The organism is Paenibacillus sp. HGF5, from assembly GCF_000204455.1.
GTDB classification, from domain to species: domain Bacteria; phylum Bacillota; class Bacilli; order Paenibacillales; family Paenibacillaceae; genus Paenibacillus_AQ; species Paenibacillus_AQ lautus_A.
The window spans coordinates 1-12039 of sequence record NZ_AEXS01000126.1 but is presented as its reverse complement, the minus strand read 5'-3'; the positions used below and the strand labels follow the sequence as shown (position 1 = coordinate 12039).

At 54.1% G+C, this 12039-nt stretch carries 8 protein-coding genes, 1 pseudogene and 1 riboswitch; of the genes and pseudogenes, 7 read left to right on the top strand and 2 right to left on the bottom strand.

Going from position 1 to position 12039, the window contains the following annotated elements; genetic code table 11:
• The 7 genes and pseudogenes from HMPREF9412_RS19555 to HMPREF9412_RS19525 all read left to right on the top strand — a co-directional run.
• Nucleotides 1-462 (top strand): annotated as a pseudogene (locus HMPREF9412_RS19555) (zinc ribbon domain-containing protein); the annotation flags it as partial.
• 97 nt (nt 463-559) lie between these two features.
• Nucleotides 560-1465, top strand: a complete 906-nt coding sequence (locus HMPREF9412_RS19550; protein ID WP_009593437.1) for a TrmB family transcriptional regulator — start codon at nt 560-562, stop codon at nt 1463-1465.
• 223 nt (nt 1466-1688) lie between these two features.
• Nucleotides 1689-2000: a hypothetical protein gene (locus tag HMPREF9412_RS19545; RefSeq protein ID WP_009593441.1), complete on the top strand. Its 312-nt coding sequence runs from the start codon at nt 1689-1691 to the stop codon at nt 1998-2000.
• A 117-nt stretch (nt 2001-2117) separates the two neighbouring features.
• Complete coding sequence (locus HMPREF9412_RS19540) at nt 2118-3215, top strand: metallophosphoesterase (protein ID WP_175320784.1); 1098 nt, start codon at nt 2118-2120, stop codon at nt 3213-3215.
• A 228-nt stretch (nt 3216-3443) separates the two neighbouring features.
• Nucleotides 3444-7199, top strand: a complete 3756-nt coding sequence (locus tag HMPREF9412_RS19535; RefSeq protein ID WP_009593440.1) for a stalk domain-containing protein — start codon at nt 3444-3446, stop codon at nt 7197-7199.
• A gap of 165 nt (nt 7200-7364) precedes the next feature.
• Nucleotides 7365-7465, top strand: a riboswitch (purine riboswitch).
• 147 nt (nt 7466-7612) lie between these two features.
• Nucleotides 7613-8182: a xanthine phosphoribosyltransferase gene (locus HMPREF9412_RS19530; protein ID WP_009593434.1), complete on the top strand. Its 570-nt coding sequence runs from the start codon at nt 7613-7615 to the stop codon at nt 8180-8182.
• A 39-nt stretch (nt 8183-8221) separates the two neighbouring features.
• Nucleotides 8222-9583 carry a nucleobase:cation symporter-2 family protein gene (locus HMPREF9412_RS19525; protein ID WP_009593442.1) on the top strand — a complete coding sequence of 454 codons (1362 nt, stop codon included), beginning with the start codon at nt 8222-8224 and terminating at the stop codon, nt 9581-9583.
• Between the two features lie 125 nt (nt 9584-9708).
• On the opposite strand, the gene HMPREF9412_RS19520 is transcribed toward HMPREF9412_RS19525, so the two are convergent.
• Nucleotides 9709-10047, bottom strand: coding sequence for a DUF4870 domain-containing protein (locus tag HMPREF9412_RS19520; protein WP_009593435.1), 339 nt, complete (start codon nt 10045-10047; stop codon nt 9709-9711).
• A gap of 98 nt (nt 10048-10145) precedes the next feature.
• Nucleotides 10146-12032, bottom strand: coding sequence for a hypothetical protein (locus HMPREF9412_RS19515; RefSeq protein ID WP_009593436.1), 1887 nt, complete (start codon nt 12030-12032; stop codon nt 10146-10148).
• Nucleotides 12033-12039 lie beyond the last annotated feature (7 nt).

Sequence of the window (12039 nt, the reverse complement as noted above, 5' to 3'; positions counted from 1 at the left end):
TCGGCGCCGGATGAGCCGCGGGAGCCCGAGCGCAAGAGCATGTTCGATAAACGCGAATATGCGGCGGCTGAAGAAATCCAGGAGGAACAGGACGATGTCCAGACCTATGATTATCGTCCGAATCCGGATCCGTACGAGCCAGACCTGTATGATCCTGAACCGGAACGCCAGCGCGAGGAGATCATCGAGCGGTCGTCTGAACCGGAGGTTGATCCGGAACGGCTGCGCCTCGAGCAGGAGGAGCAGGAGAGGGAACGCCGTCACTGGGAAGAGCTCGAGCGCGAGCGGGAGAGACAGCTGGAGCTGGACCGCCGCATTCGTTTCTGGCAGGAAAATAATCAAAGCCAGGACTACGTCGGAGACGATGAAGCGACCCGCGACATGGTGAAGTGCCAAATTTGCAGCGTCGACCTGCCGAAAGGCTCGAAATGGTGTCCGCGCTGCGGAGCTGAACAGATTTAAGAGATAGGGATTCGGACGATCATGCCCTTGCGCGATGAATAAAGGACAGTGTGAATGATAGAGCAAGCGTTCGAGCATCTATGGGAGGACTAATATTATGGAACAATTGCTGCATCATTTGCGCAATTTAGGATTTACAGAAATTGAGTCGAAGATTATGGTGGACCTTGCCGAGCATGGGCCTGCAGGCGGGTATGAGGTAGCTAAACGTTTGGGCGCTTCGCGTTCCAACGTCTATGCGGCCATGCAGCGTCTGGAACGGCAGGGAGCGCTTGAGCGAATGGACGGGGAACCTGTCCGTTACCGTTCGCTGAAGCCGGAGGAATTGACGCGGATGATATCCGGGCGCGTGGAGGCATCCCTCGCTTTTGTTGAGAAGAGCCTGCCGCGGAGCAGCGGCACGGCCGCTCCCTTCCTTAGCATGGAGGGCGATCAGGCGGTGCTTGATGTGCTTGTACGGGAACTGAAGCGGGCGAAACGGGAGATCGTCGTTGACGTCTGGCGCGAGGAAGCGTCGCTGCTCCGTGAGCCGCTGGCGGAAGCGGAGGCCAGAGGGGTAAAGGTGCTGTGGGCTTGCGACGGTCCGGATCAGGGACTCTCAAGAACTTTGGCGTGGCCCGGGTGGAGCGACCTTGCGGAGCGCAGGGCCGGCGGCCGGAAGTTCTCGTTTGTCGTCGATCGGCAATGGTGCATCTTAGGGATGCGCGGCGGGGACTATGATACGGGAGCGGTTATCACGGAGCATCCGGTCATGGCAGAGCTGCTCTTGCATCATTTTACCCAGGAGATGGTATTGTTCCAGTTGGAACAGGACATGGGCGAGCAGCTGGAAGCGCGTTACGGAGAACACTTTGGCCTGATTCAAAGCGAGTATCTTAATGCGGAGCCGGAGGCTGAAGCTCAGGAAGACCAGGCTGCGTCATCGATAACCCGCCCGCTGGCGGGGCATGAAGGCGATCCCGAAGAAGAAGTGAACGGGGACTCCAATCGCAATACGGCCTAGGGGCAGGTTTTAGATCAATACCTTTCTGGAAGTGACTTTTGTCACAGTTAAGCATCATGTTTCATCGTAGAATGGAATAGACATAATGATTAGGAACGCCGGGATTCATCTTGGCGTTTATTTGCTTAAGACCGGCAACCGGCGTGAATGAAGGCCGAGATGGCAGGAGAACATGAATGAGACGGATGTGAACCGATAACATAACAACCAAGAAGGGAGATGGATGAGCATGGAATGCATCGTTCATTTTACAGTCGGACATAAAGAAGGCCCCAAGAAGCTGCGGGGATTGATTTTTGTTGATAAGGGAGAGACTCCTACAGGTGAGCAGCTGCTCGATATGTTTCATGAAATGGAGTACCGGGTGGTGCCTGACCCGCATGATGAACTTCTCTTTAAACCGGAGAACGGCGCGGAAAGCTATACGTATATACGCGTGAATGAATTGGATATGGGGCAGGAGCGATATACGGAAGACCGTAATTTGAAGGCGCTGCTGAACGAGCTGCTGCCGAAACAACGCACGGGTTTGTAACGGCTTCTTGATGTCATTAAGAACCATGCGAAGATCATAAGCCCTCCGCCTTCCGCCAACGTCCGCTGGGATTTGTAAAATCCGCTTGCTATAATGGATGTACGGAAGGGGATGGCGATGTTTATTATTGCAGGAATCGTGGCGCTGTTGATTTACGGCTTGCTGGTTTATTATATTGGCCGAAGCGTATGGAGCTGGTTGAGGCCGGGGCCGTCCATGGCGCTCAAATGGGTATACATAGTCGTGCTGACCGTGGTATCGACATCGTTTATATCAGGACGGTTTTTCGGTAATCCAACCGTTCTCAATATCATAGGATCGTATTGGATGGCTGTTTTTTATGTGCTGATTATCCTTCTCCCGTTGATGCACATCGTGTTATGGCTGCTGAGGATGACGGCATTGCGAAGAGATGGGCTGGAGAAGGCGGCGGTATCCGTCGTGCTGGTGCTGATGGTGATCGCGATCGGTTTCGGCTCTTTTAACGCTTATAGTCCAACCGTACGTGCTTACGATATTCAGGTGGACAAGGATGCGGGAACCATGGAGAAGCTGAATATCGTCATGGCGTCCGATATGCATTTCGGCGTCTTGTCAGGCAAGGCACACGCTGAGCGCATGGTGAAGGAGATCAATGGCTTGAAGCCGGATCTGGTTCTGTTTCCGGGCGATATTATTGATGATGATCTGGATGCGTATTTAAGCCAGGGGATAGATCGGGTTTTGACCGGTATCCAGGCAACCTATGGCGTATATGCTTCGCTTGGCAATCATGACCGATTCGAAGGGGAGATCACGGAGCTGATATCGGCTCTTGAGGACAGCGGCATGACCGTGCTGTATGACGAGAAACTGACGGTGGAGGGTTTGACGCTGGTAGGCAGGCGGGATAAGCAGGATCAGGACCGCGCAGGTTTGTCCATGATCATGGAAGGGGCGGATTTATCCAAGCCGGTTTTTCTGCTCGATCATCAGCCGAATGCGCTGGACGAAGCACAGCAGCAGGGCGTTGATCTGATCGTGTCGGGGCATACGCACCGCGGTCAGGTATTCCCGGCGCATTTGATTACGAGGGCCCTGTTCGAGAACGATTGGGGATATCTGCAAAAAGGCCGGATGCATTCCATCGTGTCCTCGGGCTACGGCTTCTGGGGACCGCCGATTCGGCTGGGCTCCCGGTCCGAGATCGTGCAGATCCACGTTACGTTTCAATAGATGAAATTTTCGGAGAAAGCTGCCGTTAGGTGGCTTTTTTTTTGATGTCAGATATATTGGGAAAATTATGTATCCAGATAGGACCGGATTATTGTATGATTTTTGCTAGAAATATCACTTAGGTATAGGGGGGTTAAGGGTTTGGGTTTGATTAGGTTTAGAAAGATGGGCATGATGGCACTAGCCGCTGTCCTTGCGGGGAGTGTATTTGGGGGAGCAAGCGACGCCATGGCAGCATCAACTGCGCCTCTTCCAAGCAAAGAGAGGCTCGTTGCCGGCAACGGATTACCTTTAGGTCAATCGACTACGATTGCAGGGGGGCCGGGGCATGCAGCCGGGCTATCCTCGTCACTGGCTTCCGAAGGATTACGACAACCGGGCAGTGTGGCTTGGCTGCCTGACGGCTCCGTTATCGTATCCGATACGGAGAACCATGTGATTCGCAAAATAAAGGACGGGAAGAGCAGTATTCTCGCAGGCGCCTCCTTGTCCTACAAGCGGGACGGCGGGGGACTTCCGATCGGCGGGCTCCTGGATGGCCAGGGCGAGCTTGCGTTTTTGAATCGGCCGTCCGGGATTGCCGTTGACGGAAAAGGTCAAGTGTACATAGCCGATTCAGGCAACCATGCCATTCGTAAAATCGATCAAGCGGGCAGAGTAAACACCATAGCGGGCAACGGACGGATTGGGCTGAAGGACGGGAAGGCTCAAGATGCCTTGTTCCACGAGCCGCAGGACGTTGCGGTTACCGAGGACGGCATTCTGTATGTGGCGGATACGCTGAACCACGTCATTAGGCGGATCTCTCCGGATGGGGAAGTAACGACGATTGGCAGCCCTTCGACGCGTGCTGTCCAGGTTCGCGCCGGAGTCATCGCATTGGCAGGGGACTACAAGAACGGATCGCTTGCTGAAGCGCAATTTAACGAGCCGGCAGGTCTTGCGCTTGACGGTAAAGGCAATTTGTATGTCAGCGATTCGGGCAATCAAGCGATCCGCTATATCGATTTCGGGAAAGGGACCGTTTCGACGGCCGCCGGCAGTGTTCCGTCATCCGATGGCTACGCCAAGGACGCGTTATACGCAGATCCTGGCTATCTGGACGGAGCTGCGGATGCAGCCCGCTTCAACTCGCCTCGGGGATTGGCATGGAGCGTGGAGGATGGACTTCTCATTGCAGATTCCCATAATCATGCCGTGCGTCAACTGAAAGACGAACGCGTGACCACCATGGTCGGCGGAACGAGAGGTTACGCGGACGGAATTGAAAGCGAGGTCCGATTCAACGCGCCGGCGGATATTGGGGTCGCTTCGGATAGTGGGGAGCTGTTCATCGCGGACCAACGCAATGGGGCCGTCCGGGCATGGTCCAGCTATAAGACGCCTGATGCTTGGCAACCAGGCCGAGGGATCACCGCAGCTTACGGAGATCAGGTGGCCCAACTGGGCGACTTGGCCGTTATGAAACAGGGCCAGACCGTGGTGCCTGTCAGAACGTTAGGCACGCTGCTCGGAGCCCGTTTGAGTTATGATGCCAAGAATAAGGAAATGACATTAACCCTTGGCGAGGATGTCATCACGCTGCAAGCCGGAGATCCCTATATGACCCGGGATCAGGCGGGCAAAGAAGTTTCCCGAGCGGCGACGGAAGTTGAGCCGTATATCGCCAACGGCCAGATGATGGCTCCGCTGCGAGCGGTGGCCGAACTGATGGGCAAGGATGTCCAATGGAACGCCAGCACAAAGCTGGTTATCATCCGGGATTTGGCTGAACGGGAAACGAAGCCGGGGAATGTTAGCTTCAGCACTTCGAACTTTACGCCGAGACGCATGCAGGTCGTGGAAATCACCGGTTCGGCCAAGCTCCGTTACGGCGGGTATGCGCAGGTGGACGCCTACAAGGGGATGATGCTGGGCGAAGACGATGAAATTGTTACCGGCTCCGGCACGGGAGGCGCCAAGCTTCGGATCCTGGATACGGAAGATGTCATTACGTTAGGCAACGACACGACGTTGGTGGTCGAGCAGCTTCGCAAGATTGGCATCTCCAACGTAACTCGGCTGAATCTGGAGGCTGGGCAGGCTTATTATGATGTTACCGACCTGGCCCGGTCGACTGATCGTTTCGACGTGCGGACCGGTTATGCGGACAATAGCGTACAAGGCACGCATTTTATAATCACCGTCAACCCCTTAACAGGGATGACAAACGTAGTGACCGCTAGCGGGAAAATAAGCTCTTCGCTGGTGCCGACAGGCACAGAAGGTTCCTTGCTGCCATCCGGCCCGGTCATGATTAGTCCCACGCAACAAATATCGCTAGGCGGCTCACAGGAGGGACGCCCCCCTGTACAATTCATCGATATTGAGGATTTGATGGGGAACGCTTCGCCGGGAATCATTGCTCAGATAATTAAGAATAAGAACGACATCGACCGGGAGAACGAGGAGTTTCTCGAGAAGAAGCGGCAAGAACTACAGTCCGGACAAAGCGGAACCGGCACTCAAGACTTGATTATGAAATCGCCGGACGATTTGGCAAAAGTCGCGGATAATTTGAATAACCTCATCGGAAATATCGCGAAAGAGGCGCTTGATAAGAAAAAAGCCAGCCAAGAAGAAATAGATAAACTGATGAAAGAAGCAAGCCCGGATTCGGGGAAGATATTTGATCCGGGCCAAGTGAAAGATTTGGATAAACAAGCCGGCCTCGACCCTGCTCTGGAGCAGGCGCGCTTGGAAGCATTGAAGCGCAAGCAGGAAGAGATACAGAAGAAGCAAGATCAACAGCAGGATCAGCTGGATCAGCTGCAGGAGAAACTCGGCGACATGCTGGCTAAGATCGAGCAGCATAAGAAGCAGCAGGATGAAGCGAACCGAAAAGCACAGGAGGAAATGAAGAAGAAGGCTGAAGAGCGGCTTATTCAATCCTTAAGCGCAGAGGAGCAGGCACGCTTTCTCCAGGGCAGGAAAGAAGCGGAGCAGGAGAAAGGCGCTCGGCAGCCGACGCCGGTTAGTCCTGGAGGCGGCTCGGGATCAGGAGGCAGCGTGTCGCCGCCTGTAACCGGTCCGCCTGTGACCGAGCCCCCAGTGACTGAGCCTCCGGTAACGGAACCTCCTACGACGGAGCCGCCGGGGACCGATCCTTTCGTGACGGTTATATATAGCGATGATATGAGCAGTGAACTGTCGGCCCGCCCAGACAATTATTTTGGATCCATTCATTTCGAGACGAAAGGCTTAGCCGATGACATGGAAGTTCAAGTCAGGGTGACGCTGACAAGGGATGGAATTCCGGTCGTGGGTCTGCCTGTCCGTCATGGCGAGCAGACGGTGGAATCCAACGCAGAGGGAAGCTTTACGCTGCAGTCTGTTGATGGTACCGGCTTTAAGTTAAGCGAGGTCGCTTCGCCGGATATTCCGCTGGAGTTCTATGCCGATCTGCTGGAGCCGGGCAGCTATACGGAGAAGATTGAGCTGCTTGAGATCAAGGAAGGCCAATGGACTGTGCTTGGAGAAGGCGTCCGTTCCATCCAGGTCAATCTCTTCTCGCAGTTCGAATTCATTGGCGAAGGGCCGTTTCCGGCAGCCCTTGATATGTATTGGGGGTTTTATTCCAAAGCGTACGGACTGAGCGAGGATACCCGGGTTGGCTATGAATTGACGATTCTCGATGACCATGGTCAGCCGGTAAGTCTGGGCGTACTCGGATTCCGAATGAAGCCGCATGAGCCGGGAACGGTTCCGACGGAGGGGTATGAGATCGCAACTCCAGATCGTGAAGGGGTATACCGGGTGAATGCAGGTTTAACGGCTGGGGATATGGATCTGGGAGGGAATGGGAGCGATATCCTGTTCCGCTGGCAGCAAGCTCATGTCGGGACTTATACGCTCCGTATCCAGCTGGTTGATATAAACAGCGATATATCGGTGCCCATCGGTGATCCCCTGGAATGGATAATCGAAGTGATACCTACAAGTTGATTCAAGGGAAGGCTGTCCCATTAATCGTATGGGGCAGCCTTTTTTTTCTTTTAATTGACCAGCAGTTTATTATTTCCGTAAATTTTCACTTTATTTTTTCATAGGGAATGCGTTATACTTCATTCATTCGGAAATATAACATTATTACGTAAGCATTCTAAGGAATTCGGATATCATACATTTTCTCGTATAGGTGCAGGAATCGGCCTGCATGTCTCTACCCGATCACCGGAAATGATTGGACTACGGGTTATAGCAGCAGCGGACAAGCCAGGTCAAATTCCGTTTGACCGGAAGGCTAACGGTGCGTTTTTGCTGCTTATGCCCACTTGTTTCTTTCCCGGCGATTCGGTGAAGGGAGGAAGTGGGCTTTTTTGCTTGGAATGCGGACAACAAATTTAAGGGGGAGCATCATGCAATTACTGCAGAACAAAGTGAAAGAGGAAGGCATTGTATTAAGCGGACAGGTACTGAAGGTGGATTCGTTCCTGAATCACCAGATGGATCCGGTATTGATGAAAGAGGTGGGAAAGGAATTTACGCGATTGTTCAAGGAAGCGAACGTGACTCGCGTATTGACCATCGAATCCTCCGGCATCGCGCCGGGCATCATGACCGCGCTTGAGATGGAAGTGCCTCTCATCTTTGCACGGAAGCAGAAATCGCTGACGCTCCGTGAGGATATATTCGTGGAGAAGGTGTACTCCTTCACGAAGCAGGAGACCAACGAAATTACGGTCGCTAAGAAATTCATCAAACCGGGCGACAAAGTGCTGATCGTGGACGACTTCCTTGCCAACGGCGAGGCGGCATTCGGGCTTGCCCGAATCGTCGAGCAGGCGGGTGCCGAAGTGGTAGGCATCGGGATCGTCATTGAAAAGGCGTTTCAACCGGGAGGACGCCTGCTGGCCGAAGCGGGCTACCGGGTCGAATCGCTTGTACGGATTGCATCACTTGAAGACGGTGTTGTGACATTCGCATAGAACGAAAGCTAACAATTTATTGGGGGGAATCAAAAAGCCATGGAACAACAGAAACAAGCGGTGCAAGAACCGATTTTTGATAAAAATCGGAGTCCGGGCAAAACCTTTTCGCTGGGTTTGCAGCATGTATTGGCAATGTACGCAGGGGCAATCATCGTACCGCTTATCGTTGGCGGGCAGCTCGGTTTAACGACGGAGCAGCTGACGTATCTCATCGCCATCGACCTGCTGGCATGCGGGGTCGCTACTTTACTGCAGGTATTCGGGAACAAGTACTTCGGTATCGGCCTTCCGGTCATGCTCGGCTGCGCGTTCCAGGCCGTAGGTCCAATGATCATTATCGGACAGCAGCATGGCATGTCGGCTATTTATGGAGCGATTATCGCTTCCGGTTTATTTGTCATTCTGTTCTCCGGTTTATTCGGTAAGCTGATTAAGGTATTCCCGCCTGTCGTTACAGGGAGCGTTGTTACGATTATCGGTCTGACGCTGATCCCCGTAGCTTTGAACGACCTTGGGGGCGGCCAAGGCAGCGAGGATTTTGGCAGCGCACTGAACATTTCCCTTGGCTTCGGCGTTCTTGCCTTCATTATTATCATGAATCGTTTTGCCAAAGGCTTCTTGCGTTCGATCTCCGTTCTTTTGGGTCTCATTCTCGGCACCCTGGTTGCCGCGTTATACGGCGGGGTGGATCTCACTCCATTGCGCGAAGCCGGCTGGTTCCGCGCGCCGCAGCCTTTCTTTTTTGGCACGCCGGAGTTTAAAATCGTTCCGATCATGACGATGATTCTGGTAGCGATCGTCAGCGTTGCCGAATCGACGGGCGTATTTATGGCGCTTGGCAAAATCGTGGATCGCGACATCACCTCCAAGGACTTGTCCCGCGGTTACCGCGCGGAGGGTCTTGCGATTGTGGTAGGCGGTATTTTCAACTCGTTCCCTTATACCACGTACTCCCAAAACGTTGGCTTGATTCAGATGAGCCGCGTGAAGACGCGCGACGTCATCGTAGTGGCAGGCGGTTTGCTTGTATTGATCGGATTCGTGCCGAAGATTGCCGCCATGACACAGCTTGTGCCGACATCGGTTCTGGGCGGGGCGATGGTTGCCCTGTTCGGCATGGTGGTTTCCTCCGGCATTCGGATGTTAGGGGATCAAGTAGACCTTAACCGTCATGAGAATCTGTTCATTATCGCGTGTTCCGTCGGCATGGGTCTTGGCGTCACAACCGTGCCGGGCCTGTTCGCCAGCCTGCCCGACAACCTGCGCATTCTTGCCGATAACGGCATCGTGGCCGGCAGCTTGACCGCGATTGTGCTGAATCTGATCTTTAACGGCTTGAAATATACGAAGCCGACCCGCACTGAGCGAGGTGAGACGACAGAAGGGCACGCAGCTTAAGATGATCTTCGAAAGCAGCCGGATCAGTTCCGGCTGCTTTTTTTGATCCTGTTCGGTCTTGGGCTGAGGCCCAAAAAACGGCTTCCTCCCAATCATGGGAGGAAGCCGTTTTTGCATGCATTGCTTTAGATGCGCTGCATTTGTTTCTCTGCAAAATTGCCGATCCACGGCAGCTTGAACCATTTTCCCTGAATGGCGTTAAACATAAGCACCAGCCACATCAGCACGCCGACCAGCGCCAGGAGGGCGGAGGCAAGAAGGCCGATGATGGGCACCGCGCTCGACAGCAGGTGGGCGACGGCCAGAAGGCCGAAGGCCAGCAAGGACTGCAGCGCATGGAATATGACATATCGGCTTCTCTTTTCTAATGAAAGAAACAGAATTCCTCCGACCATGGGAAGAAGATAGCACAGCGTCGCGGCCAAATTCTCGGGAAGTCCTGTGGACGATTTGAAAGGGGACATCTCATCAACTCCTTGTCTTAGACCGGTTCTGGGGTAGGCAAGCTATATACCTTACCTTATGAGCCGATGGGACAAAGTATGATGGATATATCCCGGACTTATTTCATTTTCAATTGGAGCAGATATTTCACGAGCGCATCCTGCTGCTCCTGCGTGAACCCGCTGCTTTCGTCGACCCAATACTCATGTCCCTGACCGGTGACGTGGGTATCCCTGAGTCTCGAATCCTTGCGGTTCGCCTCAACGACCCGCAGCCTCAGCTTGCGGTCGATCAGGGCTTTCAGGCTGTTGTAGGGATCCGGGTGAATGCCCTTCATAAGCGTTGCCGGCACTCCGGCTTGCGACAGCTCCGGCCCGACCGCGACGCCCCCGTCGTGCAAATACGGTGCCGACCAGCGGAGGCCGATCAATCCTTTGACCTTATAACCGCCGCCCGATTTATGGCCGAAGCCCAGCTTGATCTGCTCCGGGTCTATACCATCCAGCGGGACTTTAGTCGCCTTGGCGTCCGGAGGAATCGGGACAGGCGTGTCGGGCGGGTAGAACTCCGCCTCGCCAAAAGCGTTCTGCGTAAAATGGAAGGCCTTCGCCCTTGCAGGCTCGGTGCCGATTTCTGCCGCACGCATAATGCGGTTGTTGGTAAAATAGTCGCCTGCGTGGCAAGTGATGCACTGCGCTTTTTTGAAAACTTCCGCCCCGAGGCTGAGGGTCTTGGCATCGGAGGCTTCAGCCTTATCGGTTTCAGGCGGACGGACGGTATTCTGATAAGCGGACATGGCATTAACCTGCTCCCCGGCCTTAAAACCCGGCGAGCTGATATACAGCCCGTTCGGCGCTATGGCCGAAACCTTGGGGAAGTTCGGAATCTTGATAACCTCATTAACGCCGGGGGTTCCGGGATTCGGGTCCAGGCGGTCGAAGAATTCGGTCGGCTTCAGCCCGCTGCTTGGATCATAGCGAAACTTGCGATGGGCCGCATTTTGCAGGATTGTGCCCACATAAATCTCTTTGTCGATCCCCATTAGCGGCTCGCTGACCTCGGTTTGGCTTAATGTATCCGTATTTTGGGCGTGAACATTGTTGCTGAAGGTGCTGAGTCCTTTGAAGGGACCCGCGATGGCGAAGCCGCTCCAGCTGTACGGATGGTCGCCCTTTGTAAACATATCGGGAATTTGGGTCACGTCGCTGACCTTATCGACGGTGGTATCGAAATTGCCGGGCGCCCATTTGATCAGATTGTCGTCAACGGCTTTTTCCAGCAGTGCGGGATCCGGGAGGGCTTCGGCTTGCCCTTTGGAATTTATGACGGTACGCTGCCCGTTCTTGACATAATCCACGAGGTTCGCAACGTCCGTGTGGGTGAAATACGCTGCGCTATTCGGAGCCAACGCCAGCATTAAACCGAGGTTCAGATCGGAATTGGGCGCGCCCTCCACGACCATTCCCGTATCACGGTTCACGGTGGCATGGCAGGCCATGCAGCTAACGCCGATGCGGGTTTTGCCTTCGGCATACTTGAACGTTACGCCAATGGGGGAATAAGCTCCTTTGGCTACGTCAAAGCCGGTATCGATTTTATCCCCCTTGCGGAAGGTTTTGCCGCCGAGGGTCACATCCTGATCAAGCTCGACGCGCAAATTGGTGGTTCCCCGTCCTTTCAGCTCGGCAAGGGCTTTAGCAACGTTTTTGAGCTTCATCGGACCGTCGACGATTCCCAAAATATCGGTCAAGAACACCTCATTGCCAAAGGATTCCTCATACATCGTTCGGCGCCCCAGGGCAAGCATCTCTTTGTTTACCTCAACTGCGCCATTGGCCGCTGTCAAACGGGGGTGCTGATCCTGCAAAGCGGTTCCCGGGACCGTAAGCGTCTTGCCCCACAGGTCATACTGGCGAATGACATCGGTTTGCCGGGTTTGGATTTGGGCGGAATTGGAATTTTCCAATTTATGCGCAGGCGGTACATAGGCATACTCCGGTTCCACGACATTA